The organism is Duganella sp. S19_KUP01_CR8 (genome assembly GCF_036688705.1).
Classification (GTDB): domain Bacteria; phylum Pseudomonadota; class Gammaproteobacteria; order Burkholderiales; family Burkholderiaceae_D; genus Rugamonas.
Window position 1 is genome coordinate 139,271 of record NZ_JAQQPR010000006.1, and the last position, 24,504, is coordinate 163,774.

Annotated in this window: 30 protein-coding genes; 17 read left to right on the forward strand and 13 right to left on the reverse strand. The window is 63.8% G+C overall.

Translation table 11 applies throughout. The features are described from left to right. Window positions 1-75: 75 nt before the first annotated feature. Genes tet through V6M89_RS08175 form a run of 3 tightly spaced genes read left to right on the forward strand, consistent with a single transcriptional unit; the run spans window position 76 to window position 1,970 of the window. Entirely contained in the window at window positions 76-1,281 is a 1,206-nt protein-coding gene (tet, locus tag V6M89_RS08165) for a Tet(A)/Tet(B)/Tet(C) family tetracycline efflux MFS transporter (protein ID WP_332852721.1), read from the forward strand. A gap of 45 nt (window positions 1,282-1,326) precedes the next feature. After that, window positions 1,327-1,557: a hypothetical protein gene (locus V6M89_RS08170; protein WP_332852722.1), complete on the forward strand. Its 231-nt coding sequence runs from the start codon at window positions 1,327-1,329 to the stop codon at window positions 1,555-1,557. A gap of 17 nt (window positions 1,558-1,574) precedes the next feature. After that, complete coding sequence (locus V6M89_RS08175) at window positions 1,575-1,970, forward strand: hypothetical protein (RefSeq protein WP_332852723.1); 396 nt, start codon at window positions 1,575-1,577, stop codon at window positions 1,968-1,970. Between the two features lie 122 nt (window positions 1,971-2,092). On the opposite strand, the gene rsgA is transcribed toward V6M89_RS08175, so the two are convergent. The 3 genes from rsgA to V6M89_RS08190 form a co-directional block, all read right to left on the reverse strand. Then, on the reverse strand, window positions 2,093-3,145 hold the full coding sequence (gene rsgA, locus V6M89_RS08180) for a ribosome small subunit-dependent GTPase A (RefSeq protein WP_332852724.1): 1,053 nt from the start codon (window positions 3,143-3,145) through the stop codon (window positions 2,093-2,095). Window positions 3,146-3,373: 228 nt separating this feature from the next. Further along, window positions 3,374-4,225, reverse strand: a complete 852-nt coding sequence (locus V6M89_RS08185; RefSeq protein WP_332852725.1) for a PhzF family phenazine biosynthesis protein — start codon at window positions 4,223-4,225, stop codon at window positions 3,374-3,376. After that, on the reverse strand, window positions 4,222-5,031 hold the full coding sequence (locus tag V6M89_RS08190; RefSeq protein WP_332852726.1) for an AraC family transcriptional regulator: 810 nt from the start codon (window positions 5,029-5,031) through the stop codon (window positions 4,222-4,224). The genes V6M89_RS08185 and V6M89_RS08190 overlap by 4 nt, the downstream gene beginning before the upstream one ends. A gap of 79 nt (window positions 5,032-5,110) precedes the next feature. Here V6M89_RS08190 and V6M89_RS08195 point away from each other — a divergent pair, with 79 nt between their 5' ends. Both V6M89_RS08195 and V6M89_RS08200 read left to right on the forward strand, forming a co-directional pair. Then, complete coding sequence (locus tag V6M89_RS08195; protein ID WP_332852727.1) at window positions 5,111-5,743, forward strand: glutathione S-transferase family protein; 633 nt, start codon at window positions 5,111-5,113, stop codon at window positions 5,741-5,743. A 149-nt stretch (window positions 5,744-5,892) separates the two neighbouring features. Further along, window positions 5,893-6,348: a hypothetical protein gene (locus V6M89_RS08200; protein ID WP_332852728.1), complete on the forward strand. Its 456-nt coding sequence runs from the start codon at window positions 5,893-5,895 to the stop codon at window positions 6,346-6,348. On the opposite strand, the gene V6M89_RS08205 is transcribed toward V6M89_RS08200, so the two are convergent. Further along, window positions 6,349-6,717 carry a VOC family protein gene (locus tag V6M89_RS08205; RefSeq protein WP_332852729.1) on the reverse strand — a complete coding sequence of 123 codons (369 nt, stop codon included), beginning with the start codon at window positions 6,715-6,717 and terminating at the stop codon, window positions 6,349-6,351. An 86-nt stretch (window positions 6,718-6,803) separates the two neighbouring features. On the opposite strand from V6M89_RS08205, the gene V6M89_RS08210 reads away from it, so the two are divergent. After that, window positions 6,804-7,274, forward strand: coding sequence for a hypothetical protein (locus V6M89_RS08210; protein ID WP_332852730.1), 471 nt, complete (start codon window positions 6,804-6,806; stop codon window positions 7,272-7,274). On the opposite strand, the gene speD is transcribed toward V6M89_RS08210, so the two are convergent. From speD to V6M89_RS08235, 5 genes are read right to left on the reverse strand one after another with little or no spacing between them, the layout of a single operon-like run. Further along, window positions 7,267-7,665 carry an adenosylmethionine decarboxylase gene (gene speD, locus V6M89_RS08215; RefSeq protein WP_332852731.1) on the reverse strand — a complete coding sequence of 133 codons (399 nt, stop codon included), beginning with the start codon at window positions 7,663-7,665 and terminating at the stop codon, window positions 7,267-7,269. The genes V6M89_RS08210 and speD overlap by 8 nt on opposite strands. Beyond that, window positions 7,662-7,844: a hypothetical protein gene (locus V6M89_RS08220; RefSeq protein WP_332852732.1), complete on the reverse strand. Its 183-nt coding sequence runs from the start codon at window positions 7,842-7,844 to the stop codon at window positions 7,662-7,664. The genes speD and V6M89_RS08220 overlap by 4 nt, the downstream gene beginning before the upstream one ends. After that, window positions 7,841-9,307: a DUF4178 domain-containing protein gene (locus tag V6M89_RS08225; protein ID WP_332852733.1), complete on the reverse strand. Its 1,467-nt coding sequence runs from the start codon at window positions 9,305-9,307 to the stop codon at window positions 7,841-7,843. The genes V6M89_RS08220 and V6M89_RS08225 overlap by 4 nt, the downstream gene beginning before the upstream one ends. Before the next feature lie 9 nt (window positions 9,308-9,316). Further along, entirely contained in the window at window positions 9,317-10,336 is a 1,020-nt protein-coding gene (locus V6M89_RS08230) for an SPFH domain-containing protein (protein WP_332852734.1), read from the reverse strand. 21 nt (window positions 10,337-10,357) lie between these two features. After that, window positions 10,358-10,744 carry a DUF350 domain-containing protein gene (locus V6M89_RS08235; RefSeq protein ID WP_332852735.1) on the reverse strand — a complete coding sequence of 129 codons (387 nt, stop codon included), beginning with the start codon at window positions 10,742-10,744 and terminating at the stop codon, window positions 10,358-10,360. A gap of 65 nt (window positions 10,745-10,809) precedes the next feature. Between V6M89_RS08235 and V6M89_RS08240 the strand changes: the two genes are divergently transcribed. The 4 genes from V6M89_RS08240 to V6M89_RS08255 are packed head-to-tail and all read left to right on the forward strand — an operon-like array spanning window position 10,810 to window position 16,253. Further along, window positions 10,810-12,321, forward strand: a complete 1,512-nt coding sequence (locus tag V6M89_RS08240) for a polyamine aminopropyltransferase (protein WP_332852736.1) — start codon at window positions 10,810-10,812, stop codon at window positions 12,319-12,321. Then, a complete protein-coding gene (locus V6M89_RS08245) occupies window positions 12,321-13,931 on the forward strand; it encodes an NAD(P)-binding protein (protein ID WP_332852737.1) in 1,611 nt (536 codons plus the stop codon). Before V6M89_RS08240 ends, V6M89_RS08245 begins: the two co-directional genes overlap by 1 nt. Before the next feature lie 12 nt (window positions 13,932-13,943). Continuing rightward, the gene (locus tag V6M89_RS08250; protein WP_332852738.1) at window positions 13,944-14,786 is read left to right on the forward strand and encodes a polyphosphate kinase 2 family protein; all 843 of its coding nucleotides are present in this window, start codon (window positions 13,944-13,946) and stop codon (window positions 14,784-14,786) included. A gap of 12 nt (window positions 14,787-14,798) precedes the next feature. Continuing rightward, window positions 14,799-16,253, forward strand: a complete 1,455-nt coding sequence (locus V6M89_RS08255; protein WP_332852739.1) for an NAD-dependent succinate-semialdehyde dehydrogenase — start codon at window positions 14,799-14,801, stop codon at window positions 16,251-16,253. Here V6M89_RS08255 and V6M89_RS08260 read toward each other — a convergent pair. Beyond that, entirely contained in the window at window positions 16,250-17,320 is a 1,071-nt protein-coding gene (locus V6M89_RS08260) for an extracellular catalytic domain type 2 short-chain-length polyhydroxyalkanoate depolymerase (protein ID WP_332852740.1), read from the reverse strand. The genes V6M89_RS08255 and V6M89_RS08260 overlap by 4 nt on opposite strands. 167 nt (window positions 17,321-17,487) lie before the next feature. Between V6M89_RS08260 and V6M89_RS08265 the strand changes: the two genes are divergently transcribed. The 4 genes from V6M89_RS08265 (at window position 17,488) to V6M89_RS08280 (ending at window position 19,476) form a co-directional block, all read left to right on the forward strand. Next, window positions 17,488-18,090, forward strand: coding sequence for a glutathione peroxidase (locus V6M89_RS08265; protein WP_332852741.1), 603 nt, complete (start codon window positions 17,488-17,490; stop codon window positions 18,088-18,090). Window positions 18,091-18,172: 82 nt separating this feature from the next. Then, window positions 18,173-18,427, forward strand: a complete 255-nt coding sequence (locus V6M89_RS08270) for a hypothetical protein (RefSeq protein WP_332852742.1) — start codon at window positions 18,173-18,175, stop codon at window positions 18,425-18,427. A 43-nt stretch (window positions 18,428-18,470) separates the two neighbouring features. Then, window positions 18,471-19,166 (forward strand): toxin, encoded by a 696-nt coding sequence (locus V6M89_RS08275; RefSeq protein ID WP_332852743.1) that lies wholly within the window; start codon window positions 18,471-18,473, stop codon window positions 19,164-19,166. 70 nt (window positions 19,167-19,236) lie between these two features. After that, window positions 19,237-19,476, forward strand: a complete 240-nt coding sequence (locus V6M89_RS08280) for a hypothetical protein (RefSeq protein ID WP_332852744.1) — start codon at window positions 19,237-19,239, stop codon at window positions 19,474-19,476. A 2-nt stretch (window positions 19,477-19,478) separates the two neighbouring features. Here V6M89_RS08280 and V6M89_RS08285 read toward each other — a convergent pair whose 3' ends face one another. After that, on the reverse strand, window positions 19,479-19,880 hold the full coding sequence (locus V6M89_RS08285; RefSeq protein ID WP_332852745.1) for a rhodanese-like domain-containing protein: 402 nt from the start codon (window positions 19,878-19,880) through the stop codon (window positions 19,479-19,481). 97 nt (window positions 19,881-19,977) lie between these two features. Between V6M89_RS08285 and ftrA the strand changes: the two genes are divergently transcribed. Next, on the forward strand, window positions 19,978-20,934 hold the full coding sequence (ftrA, locus tag V6M89_RS08290) for a transcriptional regulator FtrA (RefSeq protein ID WP_332852746.1): 957 nt from the start codon (window positions 19,978-19,980) through the stop codon (window positions 20,932-20,934). Between the two features lie 6 nt (window positions 20,935-20,940). Here ftrA and V6M89_RS08295 read toward each other — a convergent pair whose 3' ends face one another. Next, window positions 20,941-21,714: a substrate-binding periplasmic protein gene (locus V6M89_RS08295; RefSeq protein ID WP_332852747.1), complete on the reverse strand. Its 774-nt coding sequence runs from the start codon at window positions 21,712-21,714 to the stop codon at window positions 20,941-20,943. Between the two features lie 118 nt (window positions 21,715-21,832). On the opposite strand from V6M89_RS08295, the gene V6M89_RS08300 reads away from it, so the two are divergent. Continuing rightward, complete coding sequence (locus tag V6M89_RS08300) at window positions 21,833-22,192, forward strand: DUF1428 domain-containing protein (protein WP_332852748.1); 360 nt, start codon at window positions 21,833-21,835, stop codon at window positions 22,190-22,192. Continuing rightward, on the forward strand, window positions 22,192-22,653 hold the full coding sequence (locus tag V6M89_RS08305) for a GNAT family N-acetyltransferase (protein WP_332852749.1): 462 nt from the start codon (window positions 22,192-22,194) through the stop codon (window positions 22,651-22,653). Before V6M89_RS08300 ends, V6M89_RS08305 begins: the two co-directional genes overlap by 1 nt. Here the strand turns inward: V6M89_RS08305 and pabB are convergent. After that, window positions 22,650-24,500, reverse strand: coding sequence for an aminodeoxychorismate synthase component I (gene pabB, locus V6M89_RS08310; RefSeq protein WP_332852750.1), 1,851 nt, complete (start codon window positions 24,498-24,500; stop codon window positions 22,650-22,652). The genes V6M89_RS08305 and pabB overlap by 4 nt on opposite strands. Between the last annotated feature and the right edge of the window lie 4 nt (window positions 24,501-24,504).

A 24,504-nucleotide genomic window follows, 5' to 3' on the forward strand; every position in this document is an offset into this window, starting at 1 on the left:
TTGTTATTGTGACAGCGGGCACAGCCTGAGAAGCCTGACGCCAATACAATGCTCGTTTACTTCGTGAAAGCATCGATGAACCGAGCACTGTTGACTATCCTTTCCACCGTTGTCCTGAGCGCCATCGGCATTGGCCTGACCATGCCCATCATTCCGCAACTGATGCGCGATGTCGGCCATACGTCCGAGCTGGGCTGGCGCTTCGGCGCCTTCACCGGGCTGTACGCGCTGATGCAGTTCATCTTCTCGCCGATACTCGGCGTGCTGAGCGATCGCATCGGACGCCGGCCGGTGCTGCTGCTGTCGCTGGCGGGCACCGTGGTCGACTACCTGTTCATGGCGATGGCGCCGTCGCTGGCCTTGCTGTTCGTCGGCCGCGCGATTGCCGGCATCACCGGCGCCAGCATGGCCGTCACTTCTGCCTACATCGCCGACGTCACGCCGGAAGACCAGCGTTCGCGCCGCTACGGCCAGCTGGGCGCCTGCTTCGGCATCGGCTTCATCATCGGCCCTGTGATCGGCGGCATGCTGGGTGCGTGGTGGGTGAGGGTGCCGTTCCTGGCGGCTGCGGCGATGAACGCCGTCAATCTGATACTGACCTTGCTGGTGGTGCGCGAGTCGCACACGCCGCGCGCGGCCGACGCCGCGCCTGCCGAACGCATGTCCTTCAATCCGCTGGCCAATCTGCGCTGGGCGGCCAGCTTCAAGTCGCTGCTGCCGCTGATCGGCGCTTCGGGCGTGCTGGTGTTGGTTGGTGAAATCGGCGGTACGGTCTGGGTGCTGTACGGCGAAGACAAGTTTGCCTGGGATTCGCTGACCATCGGCATCTCGCTGGCGGGTTTTGGCGCGTTTCACGCGCTGGCGCAGGCCTTCGTGGTCGGACCGATCGCGGAGCGCTGGGGCGAACGCCGCGCGCTGCTGGTCGGCATAGCGGCCGACAGTACGGCCTACATCTTGATTGCGCTGGCCAGCCAGGGCTGGATGGCGTTCGCGCTGATGCCCTTGTTCTGCCTTGGCGGCATCGGCGCGCCGGCGTTGCAGTCGCTGGTGTCGGCCAGCGTTGGCCCGGAACAGCAGGGAAAACTGCAAGGCGTACTGGCCAGCACCGCCAGCCTGGCGACCGTGATCGGGCCGGTGGCGATCAGCACCATCTACTTCATGTCGCGCTGCAGCTTCCCCGGCCTGGTCTGGCTGATCGGCGCCGGCTTGTACGTGCTGTGCCTGCCGGTGTTGATGCGCGGGCCGCTAACAAGCAGGGCATTACCAAAATTTAATGATTGATTTTATTTTAATCAGGTAGCATGTCCTTACTTCCCTCACTAAGCTATGGCACAAAAGCTGATGTCCCTTGATGAATTGAACGCCAATCTAGCGCTTCTGATCCGCACCTATGTTCCCTCGGGGGAGCAGCGCAGCCTGCTTGAGCAGGCTGAGCAGGTGTCCAGCAATGGTGCAGGGGTCAAAGGACTATTGGCGCGCTTGGAGCCATTGCTGGCTGGAGCCACGACGCCGGAGCATGCGGCCTTGGTGAAAGGTATCTATTTTTGTTATTGCTGAGATTGAGGCATTTATTGATGCGTTTGGATATAGACGGCAAGGCCAGTGTCGAGAGTGTCACTGAAAAAAAGATACGCAGTGTCATCACGGCATTGCGTAGCTACGGGCCGTCATCGTTTGCCTCGCTGGTCGATACCGACGGCAACTATATCCAGGTAGCCGGCGGTGTCATCACCTGCGCGCTGGAGCGACGCGAGGCTGCTACCGGCCGGCATTTCCGGGCATACCATGACACGCCCAGCAAGATCTATCCTGACGGAACGTCCCTGATGTTCGGTGGCGGCGCCGTTAAACTGAATGCAAACGAATGGTTCACCTGTGCTGTGGCGGCGGACGCATTTTGCGCCTTTCTGCGCGGCGAGGACTGGCCCGCTTCCGTTCAGTGGCGCGACATCAGCGAGATGCTTGCATAGAGTTCCATCCAATGGGGTGACCATACTCCGGTCGCGGTCCTGCAGTATCGGTAAGGGGGCTTTGCTTTTGTCCGCTGAAAATGCCGCCGGCCTCATCTTAGCCGACGGCGGCGCAGTCTCGTTTATCGCTTGCTGAGCTTGTCCTTCGAGCGCGCCACGGCGGCGCGTTGCATCACTTTCCATTTTGCGACTTGGGCGATGCGGTCCAGCGGTGTCTGCTGGCTGCGGCGCGCTTCGCGCATCAGCTTGTGGTAGTTCAGCAGGCGATCCTCATCCACCGCGCCGCGCACCGCACAACCTGGTTCGCCGGCGTGGTGGCAGTCGCGGAACTGACATTGCGCCGCCAGCGCGTCGATGTCCTCGAAGGCGGCAGTCAGGCTGGCCTCATCGGCATCGGGCTGCCAACTGCGCAGGCCGGGCGTGTCGATGATGCAGGCGCCGCCGTCGCACAGGTGCAGCGAGCGCGACGTGGTCGTGTGCCTGCCGCGTCCATCACCCTTGCGCACGCCGCCGGTTTGCTGACCGGCCTGCGTCAGCGTATTGGTCAGCGTGGATTTTCCTGCGCCCGAGGAGCCCAGCAACACCAGCGTCTGTCCCACTCCCAGCCACGGCGCCAGTTGCCGCGCGGCGTCGTCGCTGAGCGTGTTCACGGCCAGCAGCGGAATGCTGGCGGGCAGGCGCTGCCGCAGCAGCTCCATGCGCTGCTCCACCTCGTCGCCGATGTCGGCCTTGCTCATCACCACCACCGGCTCCACGCCCGCCGTTTTCACGATGGCGAGGTAGCGTTCCAGCCGGCGCGGATTGAAGTCGTGATCCAGGCCCATTACCAGCAGCGCCGTATCGACGTTGCTGACCAGGCTGTGATGGCGGCCATCGTTGCCGCGCCGGGCGATGTGGGTGGTGGGCGGCAACAGCGTGTTGAGCCAGCGTTCGTCGTGCGCCAGCGTGGTGCTGAGCACCCAGTCGCCGACGGCCAGCGCCTCGTCGTGCAGCGCCGGCAGCACGCGCGCGCGGAACTCGGCCTGGCCGTCGTGGACGGTGAGCCAGTCGCGCTGGATTTCGGTGATGCGGACCAGGCTGGCGTTGGCCGGTGCGTCGTGCAGTTGGTAGAGCTGGCTGGCGATGGTTTGCGTTAAGCCGATAAGGCGCAGCGATTCAAAATCGATGTCGATCATGGTGTATGTGTTTCCTGATTCCGGTAAGGCGAGCAATACCCTTCGCGGCAAAGCGAATAGGTGGCGAATACGGGAAGTCAGCTGCGCGAGAACGCGCGGATCAATACACTACGGTGGGGATTCCGACGTAATCAGGCAGCCGACAGGAGGGCAGTATCTACTTGGTACATTTTATGGTCTCCTGTGGTTGGGGTAAGGCGCACAGTGTCTCATCAGGATGACGGGCGGTCAATGGTTCTTCATGACGCCGTCGATAACAGTGACGACTTGCCCGCCTATCCACGGTTCGCCATCGAGGTAGGTGACGGTCACGCGGCCGTCGCGCCCCAACGCCGTGCCCTGGCGCGTGGTGTAGTCCGGGCCACCGGTCAGCAGGCGGGCGATGCAGGCGTTGGCGCTGCCTGTGACCGGGTCTTCGATCATCACGCCGTTTTCCACGCACATCGCGCGCACCTCGTAGTCCGCCGGGCCGTCGGACGGATGCGGGCCGTAGACCGCCACGCCGTCGCTGCCGGCGCGCCGCACCAGTTCAGCTATCGCCGTTGCGTTGAACTTAGCGGCCATGCAATCGGCCGCCGTATCGAGCCGCACGACCAGCCAGCGTATGCCGATATTCACCACGACCGGAGGCTGGCCTTCGGTCAGCGCATCGGTGCCGAGCGCGGTATGCAATAGAGGCATCAGGCCTGCATCTAACGAGGCGAGTGTGGCTGGTGGTGCGCGAAACGCCAGGCCGCCGTCAGTGTCGATACGCACCGGCACCAGGCCGACGCCGCATTCCTGCACCAATACGCCCGGCGTCTTGGGCCGCAATCCGGCCTCCAGCAGCGCGTAGGCGGTGCCCAGCGTCGGATGGCCGGCAAACGGAAACTCTTCCGCTGTGGTGAAGATGCGCACCCGGTAATCGGCGGCCGGATCGGTGGCCGGCAGCACGAAGGTGGTCTCGGATAAATTGGTCCAGCGGGCGATGGTTTGCATCTGCTGGTCGCTGAGTCCTTCCGCATCCAGGATCACCGCCAGCGGGTTGCCCATGAACGGCGTGGTGGTGAAGACATCGACCTGCTTGAAACGACGACTCATGCTTGCTCCTTGCAACTGCGGCGGTAATCGGCGGGCGGCTTGCCGACCAGCTTTTCAAAATCGGTGGTGAAGTGGGCCTGGTCGTAATAGCCCAGCGCCAGCGCCAGCGAGGCCAGGTCGATCTCGCTGCCGTGTGACAGCTGGTCCGCCGCGTCCAGCAGGCGGTTGCGGCGGATGACCCATTTCGGCGTCGCGCCCACATATTCCTTGAACAGGATTTGCAGGCGGCGCACGCTGATGCCGGTATGGTCCGCCAACTGCTGCACTTGGGTGATCTCGGGATGGTGCTGGATCGCGTCCAGGATCTCGGCGATGCGCGCGGTCTGCGCATCGGGAACGGGCAGGGCGCTGCGCAGGATGGCGCTGGCCGCCTCCACCATGCCGGCATCGTCGGCCGCCGTCAGCACGTTGCGTTCGGCTTCCGCGTCGTCGCAATCGAACAGCGCCGACAGCGGCAGTTCGCGGTCCGTCACCGACTGCACCGGTTGCTTCAGGAAGCTGCGGAAGGCGCCCGGCAAAAAGCGCACGCCCAGGATGCGGCCGCTGTTTTTCAGCGTATATTCGAAAGCACCCGTCATCACGCCGAACACCGCCGTGCGGCCGGCGTCGAACGCCAGGTGGATACAGGGCGAGGGCAGGGTGCGCTGCACGTGGACTACGCCGTCCGGCAACTGCCACGCCACCAGCCAGAAATGCTCGATGAACGGCGCCAGGTCCGGCGGCGGCAGGTAGCGTTCCAGGCGGAAGATTTTTTCCGCTGCGGCGGGATTGACCACGCCCTTGGGCCGGCTCGTCACGGTTTGCATAAGTGTTCGCGTTTTTACAAGACCATCATCATAGCAAGAGTTATCGTGACGTTTCTTCACCACCGACAGGAGACCTGACATGGCACCACTGCTGACTTTGTACCACTGCCCGTATTCCCGCTCCACCGGCGTCATGACTTTGCTGGAAGAGCTGCATGCGCCCTACGATCTGCATGTGATGAACATGAAAAAAGGCGAGAACCGCGAAGCCGCCTACCTAGCCGTCAACCCGATGGGCAAGGTGCCGGCGATCCGCCACGGCGACGCCGTCATCACCGAGCAGGTGGCGATCTACCTGTACCTGGCCGACCTGTTCCCGGACGCCAAGCTGGCGCCGCCGCTGGGCGATCCGCTGCGCGGGCCGTATCTGCGCTGGATGGCTTTCTACGGCAGCTGCTTCGAGCCGGCCATCGTCGACAAGTGGATGAAAAACACGCCGGCCGATAAAACATCCTGCCACTACGGCGACTTCGACACCATGTTCAATACGCTGATCGAACAGTTGTCCAAGGGCCCGTACCTGCTGGGCGAGCAGTTCAGCGCGCTGGACGTGCTGTGGGCTTCATCGATGGGCTGGATGGGCGCCTACGAGCTGCTGCCCAAGCTGCCGGTGATCGAGCAATACGTGGCGCGCGTCATGAGCCGGCCCGCTTTTGCCGCAGCCAACGCCAAGGACGGCGAACTGGCGGCCTCCCAGGCCGCCGCCGCTTAGCGCTTTCAACATCCCCAACCTGTTGCCAGAAGTCATTTTATTTTTCTAAAGTGATAATTTGTTAGTTTTGGGCTGGCAACAGGCGGTTATTGTGCTTGGGCTTTTGTCATAGGCAAAAGTACAAAAACATAATCCATTAGGGGGAATACATGAAAAGAATACTTGCCTTGCTGGGCGTCGTGGCAGTGACCGGTTGCGCATCGGTTGCTGGTGAAAAGATGCAGCCGGTGTCCGTGACCACGATTTTCGATAACAAGGAAGTCGCCGGCCTGGGTTGCACCTTGACCAACGATGCCGGCAGCTGGTTCCTGACCAGCCCGGCAAGCGTGGTGGTCCACAAGAGCACGGGCGACCTGGCGATCGACTGCAAGAAAGATTCGTACGCTGGCACCGCCACGGCCGTTTCCAAGTCGAACGGAGCGGTGTGGGGCAATATCCTGCTGGGCGGCGGCATCGGCTACATTGTCGACCGCAACACCGGCGCTGGCTTTGACTATCCGCCAACCATCGTTGTTACCCTGCGTCAGCTCGACACCGCCGGCATTCCTGCCAATGCACCGCTGAAGCCTATGTCGGCCAACGACAGCGCCCCCAAGGCGAACTGATCAGCGTTTTTCTTCCATCACGGCCAGCAGGTGGCCGTCCGGGTCGCGGAAAAAGCCCATCCACAGTTCGTGGTCGGGCATTTTCGCCACCAGGTGCGGCGCTGCTTCGAACACCACGCCCTTCGCTTGCAGCGCGGCGGCGGCCGCCTCGATCTGCTCGACCTTGAAATAGTGGCACACGCCGGTGCCGGCCTGCACCGGCGCCTTGCCCGCTCCATCCAGCATCAGGCGCACGCCGCCGCAATCGAAAAACACCAACTCGCCATAGCGGAACAGCTTGGGCAGCCCCAGGCTGTCGCCGTAAAACCGCTCGGAGCGGTCGGCATCGGAAACCGGCAGGGCGATTTGCCCCAGGCAGGAAAGCGTCATGGTGCACACCTTTGAAAATTGCAGATTGTCATCTTCTATTTCCTGAGTGATAATTTGATGGACACTTCGTCCATCAGGGAAAATACATGAAGAGCATACTCGCTTTGTCGGCCGTCTTGGCAATGACCGGTTGCGCATCGGTGATCGGTGAAAAGATGCAGCCGGTGTTGGTGACGACGGTTTTCGAAAGCAAGGAAGTGGCCGGCTTTGGCTGCACCCTGAGCAACGACGCCGGCAGCTGGTTTCTGACCAGCCCGGCAAGCGTGGTGGTCCACAAGAGCACGGGCGACCTGGCGATCGACTGCAAGAAGGATGCTTATGCCGGCAATGCCTCGGCGGTATCCAAGGCCAACGGCGCAGTGTGGGGCAACATCCTGTTGGGCGGCGGCATCGGCTACATCGTCGACCGCAGCACCGGCGCCGGTTTCAATTACCCGTCGAACATTGTCGTGACCGTGCGCCCGCTCGCCACGCCAGCCATGGCAGCCAGCGTGCCGCTGGAGGAAGTACCGCTGAAGCTGATGTCGCCCAGCCAGAGCGCAGCCCGGGTCAACTGATCGCGGGAGGTGCTCGTCGCACCGTGTTGATGCGGCTGGAGGCAGGCTGCAAGGCCGTTTTGATGATGGTGAGCGCTAACTCAGGCTGCGCGTTGCCGCACATGAAGATGTCGGCGGCGGCAAAGCCGCATTCGGGCCAGGTGTGGATCGAGATGTGCGATTCCGCCAGCAGCACGACGCCGGTCACGCCCTGACCTTCGCCAAATCCGTGAAAATGACTGAACAGCACGCGTGCATGCGCAGCCTCGGCGGCCGAGCGCAGCAGCGCATCCAGCTCGGCGCAATTGCCCAGTTTTTCAGCAGCGATGCCGCTCAGGTCCGCCAGCAGATGCGTGCCGGTCGGCTGGTGGACCACCGGCTGCGCCGGGGCCGGAAGTGTTTCGCGTTTCACTTGTGGCCTCCGCCGCCGGAGCCGCCGCCGTAACTGCCGCCGCCGCCGCCGGTGTTCGAGCTCCAGGTGCTGCCCCGGTAGCCGCTGCTGTAGTTGCTGCTGCCGCTCACGGCGCGCATCCAGCTGCTGCCCGAGGTGACCACCGAAACGATGATCGCGTAGATGAAGAATTTGCTCATGATTTGTCTTCGTTATCCATAAACCAGGCGGGCAGGTAGATCGCCGCCGCGCCGACCAGGCTGAGGAACCAGGTTCCGGAGAAATTCATCAGCAACGGAATCGCATTAATCGCCAGCATGAACCAGATGATGTATTTGGCCGTGTCGCGGTAGCGGCGCTTGCCGCCCTTGGCCGCCGCAGGCCCGCCCACGCGGCCCTTGAACTTGTCGCCGAACCAGGCCTTGAGCTGGTTGGCCGATACCGGCGAGGAGCGCGACCACGTCATCTCCTGGTCCGTGGTTTCGGACGCCAGCCGGATCTGGCCAGCCGAGAATTCCTCCACCCGCGTGCGGTCGCCCGCCGCCACCCGCCAGTTGAAGGCGCCGGCGGCGAAGGTCACCACCGAGCCGTAATCGTAGAGGCGGGAAAACTGCGACTTATCCACAGTCACCGTCGGCGCGCCGGGCGCGTACCATGCCGGCCATTCGGGCATCACGTTGGAACCGGACCAGCCTTCGTCGGTCTCCACCAGCCACGAGAAGCCCGCGCGGGTGCCGTACATCAGGTACTCGTTCCACTGCGTGCCTTCATCGTCGGCGCGGCGCATCATGCCGATGATGGTGAAGTCCTGGTTGTTGATTTTGGCGGTAGCGCCCAGTTCTATCGTCATCGGCACGGCGGCCACGCGCTCGCCTGCGGCCAGCACTTCCGCCTTCGGACTGGCGGCGTCGATCTGCGCCTGGCAGGCCGGGCACACCAGCGTCGCCGTCACGCCGGGGATGTATTTGATCGCGCTGCCGCAGGACGGGCAATCGAGCGCATCGAGCTTGCCGCGATAACGGCCGGCCGCGCGCTGGATGGTGTCGTCGTCGCGCAGCAGCTGGCATTGCATGCTCTCCAGCGTCACCGCCACGCCGGTATAGACCACGGGACGCGGCGAATCCGAGTAATCGAGCGTGATGAATTCGCCGCCGCGGCGGAAGTCCGCCACCTTGGCCTGGTAGCCTTCGCCGACCTTGAACGGCAGCTCGCCCTGGCCGCCTATGCAATCGGCGGTGCGGATTTCGGCGGCGGTGTAGGGCGCGCCGTTGATGGCGTAGTTCTGGCCGGGCTGCAGCTGCTCGAAGGCCGGCAGCTCGCCTTCGCCCTTGTACTGCGCGGTGACGGTGTACATGCCGGACGAATCGCCCAGCCATGAGGTGACGCCGTCGTCGAACAGCAGATACCACTCGTTCCACATGCCGGCCGAATAGCGCAGCTGGATGCGGCCGACCACCGTGAACTGGCGCTTGCCCAGCACGCCGGAGGTGCCGATCTGGATAGGCGAATAGTCCTCCAGCACGGACGACATCTTGCCCAGGTCCTTGACCGAGTCGGCGTCTTTGAGCACGCTGGTGCTGCAATATTCGCAGACAGCCATAACCGAGGCGTGCGAGCGGAATTTGACTTCCGCGCCGCAGCTGGGACAGGAAACGATTTGCATGTAGTGCGCTTAACCGAGCAGTTTTTTCAGCAGCTCGGCCTTGGTGCTGTCGTAGTCGGTAGCCGTGATCAAGCCCTTGTCGAGCAGACCCTTAAGTTTTTCCAGCCGCGCCTCGATCGAGTCCTCGGCCGGTGCCGCAGCCGCCTGCGGCGCCAGGGTCGCACCGAGCGCCTGGCCCATCACCTGGCCCAGCTGCACGCCCGCGCCCAGGCCGACGCCGATGCCGGCCATGCCGCCCTCGTTCTGCGCCGCCAGCGGAATCGCGCTGGCCACCTGGTACTTGGTGAAGCCGGCCATCTTGTCGGCGCTCATGCCGCCCTTCATGCCGGCGGAGATGCGCTCGTCCAGCGCGGCCTGCAATTCTTCCGGCAGGCTGACGCTGGCGACGTTGAATTCATCGAGGCCGATGCCGTAGCGGCTGAACGCCGTGGCCAGGTCGCCCTTGACCTGCTGCGCCATCAGCGCCTGGTTGGCCGCCATGTCGAGGAAGGGCACTTGCGCGCTGCCCAGCGAGCTGGCCATGGTCGCCATCAGGATGCCGCGCAGCTGGTCTTCCACCTCGTCGCGGGTGTAGGCCTCGCGGGTGCCGCTGATCTCCTTGAAGAACAGACGAGGATCGGCCACGCGGTACGAGTACATGCCGAAGGCGCGCACGCGCACCATGTCGAAGTCCTTGTCGCGGATGGTGATCGGCTGCTGCGTGCCCCATTTGCGACCGGTCTGCACGCGGGTGCTGAAATAGTAGACATCCGACTTGAACGGCGAATCGAACAGCTTGTCCCAGTTTTTCAGGTTGGTCAGCACCGGCAGGGTTTGCGTGCTCAGCTTGTGGGTGCCGGGGCCGAACACGTCGGCGATCTGGCCCTCGTTGACGAACACCGCCATCTGCGATTCACGCACCACCAGCACGCCGCCGTTCTGGATCTCCTGGTCCTGCATCGGATAACGCCAGGCCAGTACGCCGTCGACTTCCTCGTTCCACTGAAGTACGTCTATAAACTGCTTCTTGATAAAGCTGCCTAAGCCCATGATGGTCCTCGCTGAAAAATATTAGGAAATGCAGGCGCCGTTGATGGCGCCGATGGAAATGGAAATGGCGCCCAGCAGGCCGCCGAAGGCCGCGTTGTTGCCTTCGATCTGGTCCTTCGACATGTTCAGCACACGCGTGGTGATGGCATAGGCCAGCATCTGCACCACCATCGCGCCGAGAGCCCAGGCGGAGAACTCCCGGTAATCGGCAGTATGCACCAGCGCCGAGGCGATGGTGATGGAAAAACCTATCAAGGCCCCGCCCAGCGATAGCGCCGCGGCGAAATTCCCCTGTCGTATCAGCAGCACCTCGTTGAAAGGCGTCATCCACGTGTAGGCTTTGAAAAATACGGCCAGCAGCACGGCGGCCAGCAAAAGATGGATCAGGTAGTTTAGGATGGCGGGCACGGCGCACCTTGGGTTAAAGTGGTTAACTTGCTAACGCTGAAACATATTAGAGCAAAAAGAGCTAAATGACCAAAAAGATTCTCATCCTGTCCGTCTTCGTCGTCGCTTCCTGCGGCCTGGCCTACGAACTGATCGCCGGCGCCCTGTCCAGCTACCTGCTGGGCGATTCCATCCTGCAGTTCTCCACCATCATCGGCTGCTATCTGTTTGCGATGGGCGTGGGCGCGCACTTTTCCAAGTATGTCAGGGATGAGGATGTGCTGTCGCGCTTTGTGGATATCGAAGTGGCGGTCGGCCTGGTGGGCGGTTTGTCGGCGGCGGTGCTGTTCCTGACCTTCTCGTGGATGGCGGCGCCGTTCCGCACGCTGCTGTATGTGATGGTGTTCCTGATCGGCGCCTTCGTCGGCATGGAAGTGCCGCTGGTGATGCGCGCGCTGAACGAGCGCAAGACCGAATTCAATGAACTGGTCAGCCGCGTGCTGACCTTCGATTACCTGGGCGCGCTGGCCGTATCTCTGCTGTTCCCGCTGGTGCTGGCGCCGTATCTGGGCCTGGTGCGCACCGGCTTTTTGTTCGGCATGCTCAATGTGGGCGTCGCCCTGTGGACAATTACGGCGTTTCGCACAGAACTGAAGAACGTCACCGGCCGCATGCTGCGCGCCGCCAGCGTCATGTGCGTGCTGATCTTCGGCTTCGCCTTCGCCGACAAGATGACCTACTGGGGCGAGCATGGCCTGTTCGGCGATGAGATCGTATACGCCACCACCACGCCGTACCAGCGGTTGGTGATCACGCGCTGGAAGGACGACCTGCGCCTGTACATCAACGGCAACCTGCAATTCTCCTCGCGTGACGAGTACCGCTATCACGAAGCGCTGGTGCATCCGGTGCTGCAACCGTTGCCGTGGGCGCGGCGCGTGCTGGTGCTGGGCGGCGGCGACGGCCTGGCGCTGCGCGAGATCCTGCGTTATCCGAACATCGAGCAGGTCACGCTGGTCGACCTGGATCCTGCAATGACGGGCGCCTTCACCAAGCGCGAAGAGCTGGTCAAGCTGAATCACGGCTCCTTCAGCGACAAGCGCGTGCGCGTCATCAACGCCGACGCGGCGATCTGGCTGCAGCACAGCGACGACATGTTCGACGCCGTCATCGTCGATTTCCCCGATCCGTCCAGTTTCGCCTTGGGCAAACTGTATTCGGTGCCGTTCTACGGCATGGTGAAGAAGCACCTGGCCGCCAATGGGCTGATGGTGGTGCAATCGACGTCGCCGTTCTTCGCGCCGCACGCCTACTGGACCATCGACGCCACGCTGCGCGAAGTCGGCCTGAAGACCTATCCGTACCACGCCTACGTGCCGTCGTTCGGCGAATGGGGCTTCATACTCGCCACGCCACAGGCGGACTACAAGCCGCCCACCGAATACCGCCTGCCAATGCGCTACCTGAACGCCGACACCACGCGCGAGATGTTCATCTTCCCGCCGGATATGAAGCCGCTGCCGATGGAGCCCAACCGCCTCAACACGCAGTCGTTGGTGCACGAGTTCGAACAGGACTGGCGCAGGGTGATACGCTGATGCTGCGCCGCTCCTTCCTCGTATGGGCCGGCGCCAGCGGCGCGGTGGCGGCGGGCAGCGTGGCCGGCTTCCAGCGCTGGCAGGAGATCACGCCAACGGTCCGCTATCCGGGCCGCGACGAGGGGCACTTCCTGCGCGACCGGCGCGCCTTGCCGCCGCCATCGCAAGTTATCCACACCGACGTCGCCATCCTCGGCTCCGGCGTGGCCGGCCTGACCGCCGCGTGGAAGCTCAATAAACTCGGCAAGACCGACATGCTGATGATCGACGGCCCTCAGCCACACGGCAACGCCGCCGGCGGCGCCTTTGGCGAGTACGAGTATCCGACCGGCGCGCATTACCTGCCGCTGCCGTCGCCGGAGTCGGTGCACGTGCGCGAAATCCTGGCCGACCTGGGCATCATCCAGAAACACCCGTTCGCGGAGAAGCCCTACTACGACGAGCGCTTCATCCTGCACGGGCCGGAGGAGAGGCTGCTGTTCAACGGCCACTGGCAGGACGGCTTCATCCCCACCGACGGCGTGCCGCAATGGGAACGTGACGAGCACACGCGCTTCTTCGCCGAGGTAACGCGGCTGCGCCAGACCCACGGCGCCGACGGCCGCCGCGTGTTCGTGTTCCCGACCGTGATGTCGTCGGAAGACCCGCAGTGGCAGGCGCTGGACCGCATCACCCTCAAGCAGTGGCTGGAGCAGAACGGCTACAAGTCGCCGACGCTGCATTGGTACCTGAACTACTGCTGCCGCGACGACTACGGCACGCGCTACGACCAGGTCTCGGCCTGGGCCGGCCTGCACTACTATTGCAGCCGCTGGGGCCAGGCCGCCAACGCCGGCAACGGCGCCTGGCTTACCTGGCCGGGCGGCTTGCAGCCGCTGGCTTCCGGCATCGAGCGCGCGGCCGGCGTGCAGCGCAAGGCCGGCACCGTGGTATCGCTGAAAACCACGGCGGACGGTGTCGAGGCGCTGTGCTTCAAGCTGGAAAACGGCAAGCCGTCCACCTACATGGTCCGCGCCCGCAAGGCGATCTGCGCGATGCCCACCTACGTGGCGGCGCGGGTTGTGGATAACATCGCCGCCTACGGTTTTGATCCGTCCAGGCACATCCCCGAATACGCGCCGTGGATGGTGGCGAACTTCCTGCTCAAACGCTTCCCGGACGAGCGTCCGAGCCAGCCGCTGTCGTGGGACAACGTGGTGTACAGCGAGCCGGGACTGGGCTTCGTCGTCTCCACCCATCAGGACATCCGCGTGCGGCCGCCGGAGAAGACCGTCTTCAGCGCCTACGTCGCCCTGTCGGACCGCAAGCCCGCCGCCGCGCGCCGCTGGCTGGAGGCGGCCAGGCCGGAGGAGCTGCTGGCGCTGGCCAGCGCAGACCTGAACGAAGCCTATGGATCGCAGTTCGCCTCCTGCGTCGAGCGGGTCGACATCACGCTGCGCGGCCACGCGATGGCGTCGCCGGCCCCCAACTTCCGCAGCAACGCCGGCATGAAGGCGCTGCGCGAGGTCGATGGTCCCATCCTGTTCGCGCATGCAGACCTGTCGGGCTTCTCGGTGTTCGAGGAGGCCGCGTGGTGGGGCTATCGCGCCGCAACCCTTGCCGCAAAGTGATAAGCTGATCTCATGACACATAACGCCCGCCAGCGCTTCGGCGCCTCCCCCAAGCTCAAACTGCACGAAAAATATGCAGACGATGCGGCTTTTTCCAGCCGCTCCGCCAACCCGGAACTAAGCAAGTCCAAGGCCAAGATTCTGGACCGCAAGCGCATCGCCGCGCTGATCGACCGCATCGGCGCCTTGCAGGACAAGCTGTATGCACAGCACAATCAGAAGGTATTGCTGATCCTGCAGGGTATGGATACCGCCGGCAAGGACGGCACGATACGCGTCATGTTCAGTGGCATCAGCCCGATGGGAGTGCGCGCGGCCGCCTTCAAGGCGCCGACCGACAACGAACTGGCGCACGACTACCTGTGGCGCGTGCACCAGCAAGTGCCGGTCAAGGGCGAGATCGCGATCTTCAACCGCAGCCACTACGAAGACGTGTTGATCACCAAGGTGCAGGGCATGATCGACGGCGAGGAATGCCAGCGCCGTTATGCGCAGATCCGCGATTTCGAGCGCATGCTGGCGGAGACTGGTACGGTGATCGTCAAGGTGTTCCTGCACATCTCGAAGGAAGAGCAGCGCCAGCGCTTGCAGGAGCGGCTGGACGATCCCGACAAGCAGTGGAAATTCAATCCGGCCGACGTCGAGCAGCGCAAGAAGTGGGGCGAGTACCAGCGCGCTTACGAACAGGCCATCCGCGAGACCAACGCGCCGCATGCGCCGTGGTACGTGGTGCCGGCCAATTCCAAGACCCACCGCAACCTGGTGGTCGCCAGCCTGCTGCTGGAGACCTTGGAAGGCATGGACCTGGCGTATCCCGAGCCGCATCCCGATTTGTCCTCGTTCACCGTGGAGTAAAGGAGCTACCCAATGCTGCAACTTAAAGATCCCGGCCTGCTGCGCCAGCAGGCCTACATCAACGGCGAGTGGAGCGATGCCGACAACGGCGCCACGCTGGCCGTTACCAATCCCGCCACCGGCGAGCAACTTGGCACCGTGCCGCTGATGGGCACCGCCGAGACGCGCCGCGCCATCGTCGCCGCCAACGCGGCCTGGCCGGCCTGGCGCAAGAAAAGCGCCAAGGAGCGCGCCGTCATTCTGCGCAAGTGGAATGACCTGATCCTGGAAAACACCGAAGACCTGGCGCAGCTGATGACGGCCGAACAGGGCAAGCCGCTGGCCGAGTCGCGTGGTGAGGTGACGTACGGCGCATCGTTCATCGAATGGTTCGGCGAGGAAGCCAAGCGCGTGTCCGGCGAAACGCTGGCGTCGCCGTGGCCGGACCGCCGCCTGGTCGTGACCAAGGAGCCGATCGGCGTCTGCGCCGCCATCACGCCATGGAACTTCCCGATCGCGATGATCACCCGCAAGGCCGGCCCGGCGCTGGCCGCCGGCTGTCCGATGGTGCTCAAGCCGGCCGAATCGACGCCTTACTGCGCGCTGGCGCTGGCGGTATTGGCCGAACGCGCTGGCGTGCCGGCCGGGGTGTTCAGCGTGGTGACCGGCACGCCGAAGGACATCGGCGCGGAGATGACGTCCAACCCGACCGTGCGCAAGCTGACCTTCACCGGCTCGACGGCGGTGGGACGTCTGCTGATGGAGCAGAGCGCCAAGACCATCAAGAAGCTGTCGCTGGAACTGGGTGGCAACGCGCCGTTCATCGTGTTCGATGACGCCGATCTCGATGCGGCAGTGGAGGGCGCGTTGGCCTCCAAGTACCGCAACGCCGGCCAGACTTGCGTCTGCGCCAATCGCATCTACGTGCAGGAGGGCGTGTACGAGCAGTTCGCTGAAAAGCTGGTGGCCGCCGTGGCCAAGCTCAAGGTCGGCAACGGCGCCGATGATGGCGTCACCCAGGGGCCGCTGATCGACGAGAAGGCCGTGCAGAAGGTCGAACAGCACGTGGCCGACGCGCTGGCCAAGGGCGGCCGCCTGCTGGCCGGCGGCAAACGGCACGCGCTGGGCCACAGCTTCTTCCAGCCGACCGTGATCGCCGACGTCACCAGCGACATGATCGTCGCCACCGAAGAAACCTTCGGCCCGCTGGCGCCGCTGTTCCGCTTCACGACTGACGAGGAGGCCGTGGAACTGGCCAACAACACCGAGTTTGGCCTGGCCAGCTACTTCTATTCGCGCGACATCGGCCGCATCTGGCGCGTGGCGGAAGGGCTGGAGAGCGGCATGGTCGGCGTCAACACCGGCCTGATCTCCAACGAAATCGCGCCGTTCGGCGGCGTCAAACAATCGGGCCTGGGGCGCGAAGGCTCGCACTACGGGCTGGACGACTACCTGGTCATCAAATACATCTGCCTCGGCGGCATCTAGTCATGCGCGCCTAGCCGCACCAGCACGGTGGCCGGCGCCACGCCGGTCAGCCGGTCGACCATGCGCTTGACGGCCGCCATCTGGTGGCCGGATTTCTGCGCAAAGCGCGGATCGTCGTAGGAAAACCAGTCCCAGCACGCGTTGGGATTGGTGTACGGGTAGATCGCCGACGCCTGCGGATACAGCACCACGATCTTGTTGCTGTCGGCCCAGGCGTTGTAGCCGGCGTGTTCGACGAAAGTGGTGCCGATGTTGTCCAGGTCTTGCAGGCAGCCGTGGAAAGCCACGTGCAGTTTGCAGCCGGCGCCGCTGTTGCCGTCGCAGGCCTTGGGCACGAACAGGTAACCGGTGCCGGCCATGCCGTGCCAGCCCGGCAACGGCAGGAAATCCGACTGGTCGAAGGCGATCAGGCGGCCGCCCAGCGTGCCGTTGTTGCGCGGCGTAAGCGGGCCGTAGATCCAGCGCAGCAGCTCGCCCGCCGCATCGTAGCCGCAGTTGTTGATGTAGGGCGTGCCCAGCGTGCTGCAGGTATTGCCGAACTGGTCGGTCGGCATTGCATGCTCGGCCGGTAGGTTGCGGGTGTAGGAGATGTGGTCGGCGTCGACATAGTGGCGATAGTAGAAGTACAGGTCGGTCATCACCGCCTGCGGCACGATGGAATCGGCGCTGCCGGACAGCATCCAGATATGGTGGCCGGCCAAGGCGGCCGTGGGGTCGATGCTACCGGCGCCGGCGAACCAGTCGGTGAAGGCGATCAGGTCGTTGATGCGGGTGGCGCCGGGGCGCACGCGACAGCCGAACAGCTCGCTCGTGCAGCTGCAACTGGTGGTGGCGGTGAACACGCTGCCCTGCGAGCAGAAGTACGGCCCGCCGGCGATGACGCCGGCGCCCCGCACCGTCTCCGAGAAGGCCACCTCGAATTGCACCGCCATATAGGCGCCGGAGGAGAGGCCGGAAACGGTGACCTGGGTGGTCGTCATATTCGGCAGAGTCACCACCTGTGGCGCCTGCGCCCGGGCCACGCCGCCCATAGCCATTAGCAGCCACAGCAAACACAGTATTCTCATCACGGCCTCCTCGCGTCGGATCTGGAGTCGAGTGTGGGGCAGGGGAGTGCTGTTTGCTTAATTTCGCTCAATCGTGCGCGGGGCATGAAATTGTTATTCACAGCCTCGGCAAGCAGGGTATTGGCGTTTGGCATAGAATGGTTTTTTCCCATTTTCGGCCGATCACCATGTCCAAGACCTTTGCCCAGTTATGCCTGCTTTCCTCGCTGACTTTGCTGGCCAGCGCGTCCGCGTTTGCGCAGGCGCCCGCCGCCGCGCCAACGGCGGCCCCGGCCGCTGCGGCGGGCAGTTGCCCGGCCATCCTCAAGCAGACCTTCAAGCGCTTGCAGGACGAGTCGCCGCAGGACCTGTGCCAGTACGCCGGCAAGGTGATCCTGGTGGTCAACACGGCCAGCTACTGCGGCTTCACCAACCAGTACGAAGGCCTGGAGGCGATGTACGCCAAATATGGCAGCAAGGGCCTGGTGGTGCTGGGCTTCCCGTCGAACGACTTCGGCCAGCAGGAGCCGGGCAGCAGCAAGGAAATCGCCGATTTCTGCTACAACACCTACGGCGTGAAGTTCCCGATGTTCGCCAAGTCGGTGGTGTCGGGCAAGGAGCCGAATCCGCTGTTCGCCAACCTGATCAAAATCACCGGCAAGGCGCCGGCCTGGAACTTCCACAAATACCTGATCGACCGCAACGGCAAGGTAGTGGAAAACTTCGGCAGCAAAGTCACGCCTAGCGACAAGCAACTGGTCGGTGCGGTGGAAAAAGCGCTGGCGCTGTAAGTTGTGCTGAACTTTTGAGCAGCGCCGGGGTCTACCAATAATGGCTGCCCCGGCGGCTTAACCGCCAGTGCAGGAGGAAGCTATGGCGCGTAACAGAAAGATGCAGATAGTAGTTCCGCCGGTTGTAGAGGATGCCGATCTGCGAGACAGCCGTCGTGTAGCCAAGGCCTTACCTGTGGCAGTAGCCGCTTTGCCTGCTGAGCTGAGCCTGCGCTTCAAGAGCGATACACCGCTGTTTTCCGCCGATCCCTCCGATCCAACGATCGTCATCAGCAAACTCAAACGAAAAACCTCTCGTGGCCGCTTCGTTGGCGGCAAGTTTGTCGAAATAAAGTGAACCTATTGTGCGCGTGGTACGCACAGTTCGCGGCGCGGTCCGCATGGCACTGCCGCAGGAGAGCAGGCAATTGGCCATTGTCCTCTGCGGGCATAATGGATCGGGGAAGTCGACCTTATGGTACGAGTTTCTTGCTGATCATTTCAAAATTCCACTGCTAAATGCAGATCGGATGTTGCTTTCGTTGTTGCCTGAACAGCATGACGGCCGTCTTTGGCCGGCGTGGGCGCAAAGATTTCGCGATCAAAATTCCTTATGGATGGGTATCTCCCAACGTGGTGTCGCTGGCTTGATGAACGAGGCCATTGCCAGCCAAGCCACTTTTGCCTTTGAGACCGTGTTTTCGTATTGGCAGCCAATGCCAGACGGGACTGTTCGCAGCAAGATAGACCTGATACAGCGACTTCGCAGCGCCGGGTATTTTGTAGTGTTGTTGTTCGTTGGCCTGGCTGATGTGGGCCTTTCCATCGGACGAGTACTGACGCGAGTACATGAGGGTGGGCACAACGTTGCGCACCGCAAGTTGATCGAGCGCTTTCCACGTACCCAGCAGGCGGTTGCGCATGCGCTGGGCGTCGTGGATGCTGCGATTCTGTTCGATAACAGCGGCACGCTTCGGCAGACTTACATTCCGGTTCATGTGCGAACAAACAAAGAGATTTTGTTCGATATCCGCGAAATGGGATCTCCTGCGGATGCCATCACTCGGTGGCTGGATGTGGTTGCGCCGTTGTCGTGAACTTTTGAGCAGGACCGGGGTCTATCAATAATGGCTGCCCCGGCGGCTCAATCGTCAGTCTGGAGGCGCCATGTTTGATATCTCGGTTGGCAGTATTACGATCCGGACGAAACCGTCGACGGTTCTGCAATTGGTACGAGCGCGCAACATCGGCAAGCGCGCCGTGATTGCGCTAGCCGATGTGCTCGCCGAGCCGGGCACGCCCATTTTTAGTACCGATCCGCAAGATTCCAATCTGGTCATCCGCGAACTTGATGGGCGGGTGGCGAGAGGGTATTTTAAGGCCGGGAAGTTTGTCGAGGTCCCCTGACCTTACGCTGTCGCCAACGCAAACCCCTCATCCACCCAACCAGTAATCCCACCAGGCATCAGTTTGACCGGACGGCCCAGTTGCGCCAGGCGGACGGCGGCGCGGGCGGCGCCGTTGCAGTGGGGGCCGGCGCAGTACACCACGAACAGCGTGTCGGCCGGGAACTCGGCCAGCTTGGAGCCGATGATCTTGCGGTGCGCCAGGTCCAGCGCGCCCGGTACGTGGCCGGCCGCGTATTTCTCCGTGCCGCGCACGTCCAGCAGAACGAAATCCTGCGGGCCGTTGGTCAGCGCATCGTGCACGTCCCAGCAGTCGGTTTCATAGCTGAAGCTGGCTTCAAAGCGGGCCAGCGCATCGCTGCTGGCGGCGGCGGGAATGGCGGCGACGAGGGACTTGGCGGACATCGTGATCTCCTTCAATGAGTGGACAGTGACGCCATTGTGCGACGTCGCCGCCATCGCCGGCAGTGGCGCACAAGCCATTCTGCGTTAAGATTACGCCATGAAAAAACATCTGGTTGTCGCATTGGCCTACGACCGCCTGTGCACCTTCGAGTTCGGCTGCACGGTCGAATTGTTCGCGCTGGAGCGCCCCGAGCTGGAGGTGGACTGGTACGACTTCGCCGTCTGCGCCGTCGAACCCGGCCCGATCCGCGCGGCCGGCGGCATCACCGTGCAGGCGCCGTACACGCCCGAGCTGCTGGAACGGGCCGACACCATCGTCATCCCAGGCTGGCGCGACGCCGACGAGCTGCCGCCGCCGGCTGTGCTGGACATGATCCGCGCCGCCCACCGGCGTGGCGCCCGCCTGTGCTCGATCTGCTCCGGCGTGTTCGTGCTGGCCGCCGCCGGCGTGCTGGACGGCCAGCGCGCCACCACCCACTGGCGCTACGCCGACCGCCTGGCGCAACGTTATCCACAGATCCAGGTCCAGCCCGACGACCTGTACGTGGACAACGGCCAGATCATCACCGCCGCCGGTTCGGCCGCCGGACTCGACATGCTGCTGCATCTGGTGCGCAGGGATTACGGCGCCAAGGTCGGCAACATGGTGGCGCAGCGGCTGGTGGTGGCGCCGCATCGCGAAGGCGGCCAGGCGCAGTTCCTGCCGCGGCCGATGGCGCAGGGCGAGCAGGGCCGTCTGTCGCGCCTGATGGACTGGCTGCGCAGCCACCCGGAACAGCCGCACACCGTCAACAGCATGGCCGAACGCGCCGCCATGAGTCCGCGTACCTTGCAGCGCCAGTTCCAGCAGGCCACCGGCCTGGGCCCGGTCGAATGGCTGATCCGCGAGCGCGTCGCCATCGTCAAGGATATGCTGGAAGTGCCGGATGTGCCGCTGGCGCAGATCGCCGAGCGCGCCGGCTTCGGTTCGGAGGAATCGCTGCGCCACCATTTCCGCCGCCTGGCCGCGACCACGCCGGGCGCCTACCGCCGCCGTTTCGCCCACACGATTTAAGCGCCGCTAGTCGAATTTGTAGCGTTTTTGCAGCGCCTTCAGATCGCCGGAGGCTTCCAGCTTGTGCATGCCGTCGGCGAGCGCGCGGATCCAGGTTTCGGCGCGTATGTCTTGGGTCGCGAAGCCGATGGTCAGGGGCAGTTCATGTTCCAGGCAGCCCGCCTGGCGGATGCGGTCGGCCACGTCGAGCCGCTTGCTCAATTGCGCCATGACGGCGGTATGTTCCAGCATCACACGATAGCGTCCGCCTAGCAGCTTCTGCACATTGGTGGTGCCGGCCGATGCGCCGAAGGCGAGCGCGATGAGGGAAGGCTTGCGCCGGTTTTCGGCAATATAGGCATCCATCGGCCCGTCGTCGTAGCCGTAGTCGTCGATCACGCCAACCGCCAATGTTTTGAGCGACTTGATGGATTGAAAAGTCCAGTCGTCGCCGGCCCGTGTGTAGAAGCAGGCCCGCGAATGTGCCAAGGGCGCGCTCAGGCGCAGGCGCCGGTCGATCGGCGGCGCGTACACCCCTTCGATATCGCCATGCGCCGTTTGCGTGATGGCGCGATTGAGCGGCATGAGCACCGGTTCCGCCCGATACCCTTCCGGCGCCATCGCCATCGCGGCCAGTTCCACCAGATAGCCACCGGGCGGCTTGCCGTCGACCGCGCACACGAACGGACACCAATCGTCCGAGCCCAGGCGGATCAGCGGGGCAGCCCGTGCCAGTCCTGATGATGCCAGCATGCTAGCGAGTAGCGCAGCAGCAAGCAGTCGGCCCGCGTTGATCGTCATGCAGCACTCCCGCTATTTTGGTGTCCAAGCTTACCCCATTCAACGGCGCGCACGGCACTGCTTGTCAAATCGGCCATATTTGGCTACCCTGAATTTCCATACTGAGAAGGAGGCAGCCATGTCCTATGTAGACGGTTTTGTGATTCCGGTGCCGAAGGAAAACGTTGAGGCGTACAAGAAAATGTCGCTTGAATGCGGCAAGGTCTGGAAGGAATTCGGCGCGCTCGAATTCCGCGAGTGCATAGGCGACGATGTCCCGCCCGGCAAGGTGACGTCATTCCCGCTCAGCGTCGATTTGAAGGACGGCGAGTCCGTGGTGTTTTCATGGATCGTCTACGCCTCCCGCGCCGCGCGCGACGACATCAACGAGAAGGTGATGAAAGACCCGCGCATCGCCCACTACATGGATCCGAAGAACATGCCGTTCGACGGCAAGCGCATGGTCTGGGGCGGCTTCGAAATGATGATCGACCTGTGATGCTGGCGCGCCGATCCAGCCAGCCCGAGGACGAGGCCTTCCTGCGCAGCGTGTACGCCTCCACCCGCGCGAACGAAATCGGCTTGTTCGGCTGGCATTCCAGCCAGGCGGAGATTTTCCTGCGCATGCAGTTCGACGCGCAGGACCGCCACTACCGCTCGACCTATCCCGATGGGCAGTTCGATATCGTCGAACTGGATGGCGCGGCGATAGGCCGCCTGTACGTCGCGCAGCGGCCGCAGGTCACGCACGTGATCGACATCACGCTGCTGCCGCCGTGGCAAGGCCAAGGCATCGGCACGCAACTGCTGCAAGGCTTGCAGCAGGATGTCGCGCGCGATGGCGGCAGCATCAGCATGCACGTGGAGGGCAGCAATCCGGCGCAGCGTTTATATGATCGCCTGGGATTTCGCGTGACCGGCGACGCCGGCCCGTACAAGATGCTGGAGTGGCGTTCCTAGCTTGTCAACACGGCCCGCATGGCGCCGCGCAGCGCGTTGCAGACGATGATTTCATCGGCCGCCGCCAGCATCGCGCGCGTGATGACGGCTTCGCTGGCCTGCCATTGCGGATCGTCCAGCATCACGCCGCGCATCACGCCGGGCAGTACGCCGCTGTCCAGGGGCGGCGTCAGCCAGCGGCCGTCCACAAGCACGAAGACGTTGGTGCGGCCGCCTTCAGTCAGCTCGCCGCGTTCGTTGAAGAACAGCGTATCGAAGGCGCCTTGCGCCTCGGCTTCGCGCCAGGCGGCGTCGTAGCGGCTGCGGATGCTGGTTTTATGGCGCAGGAACAGGTCGCCCGATTCGGTGGCGTCCGGCGCCAGCAGCACGCGTACCGGCTCCGCCAACGGCGTCACCGGCGCATGCTGCACCGAGAACGCGCCCGCCGGGCCGAGCGCCAATCGCAGTCGGTAATCGACGCCGGCATCCAGCATCGCGCAGGCGGTGTCCAGGTAGGCGTTGGCCGCCGCCTCGTCCCAGGCGTAGCCGAAGCAGGCCGCCGATGCCGCCAGCCGCTTCAGATGGCGATCGCGATGGCGCACGCCGCCGGCCCGCGTGGCGCGCATGGTCTCGAAAATCTCGAAGTCGTTTTTCAGGCCGGTGAGGAAGCGCGCCTTGAGCTGGCACTCGGCGTACTCCTCCTGCGCGTCGCTGTCGAAGACGATGCCGGCGCCCACGCCCATCTCGCCGCGGCGCGCGCCGTTCGGGCTGGCCGGTGCTTGCAGCGTCAGTGTGCGGATCGGCACCGACATGCAGAAGTCGCCCACTTTGCCATCCTTGCGCGGATCGAACCAGCCAATGGCGCCGGTGTAGATGCCGCGCGGGTCCGGCTCCAGTTCGCGGATGATCTCCATCGTGCGCCGTTTGGGCGCGCCGGTGATCGAGCCGCACGGGTAGAGCGCGTTGAAGATGTCGGCCAGCGTGGCGTCGTCGCGCAGTCTGGCGGTGATGGTGGAGGTCATTTGCAGCACGCTGCTGTAGCGGTGCACCTCGAACAGCGCAGGCACCGCCACGCTGCCGGTTTGCGCGATGCGGGCGATGTCGTTGCGCAGCAGGTCGACGATCATCAGGTTTTCGGCGCGGTTCTTCGGATCGGCGGCCAGCGTGGTGGCGCGCAGGATGTTCTCGGCCGGCTGCGATGGCGGCGCGGCGGGCGCGGTGCCCTTCATTGGCCGCGCCGTCAGCACGCCGTTCTCGTGGCGCACGAACAGCTCGGGCGACAGCGACAGGATGGCCGTGCCGTCCTCCAGCCTCACCAGCGCGCCGTAGGGTACCGGCTGGCGGCCGCGCAGGCGGGCATACAGCGCGTGGATGCTGCCGAAAGCGTCAAACCGCAGCCTGTAGGTGTAATTGACCTGGTAGGTGTCGCCGGCCTCGATGTAGTCGTGGATGCGCGCCAGGGCGCCGCTAAAGGCTTCCTGGCCGATGTTGGCGCGGATGTTGGCGATGCCGGACGGACTGTCGACCGGGAAGGAGCGCGCAGCCAGCCAGTCGCCCACTTCGTCCGACGACAGCTGGGCGCAGTGCGAGAACAGCAGGATCTGCGCCAGCGGCGGAGCATCCGCAGCGCGGGCGGCGGCGGCGCCCAGCTCCAACAGCTCCGCTCCCAGCTCGTAGCTGCATACGGTGACGGCATATTCGCCGCGCGTCAGCGCCGCCTGCATCTGCTCTAGCAGCTGCGGCCACTGGTCGATGTCGTCGCAGCGCAGCGTGCCGGTGTGGCCTGTGTACAGGCGCGAACGCGCACCCGGAGTTTGCGTACCTTCCGGGCTGGCGTCATCCAGCAGTGCAAAGCATTCGGCGTTCATCTAT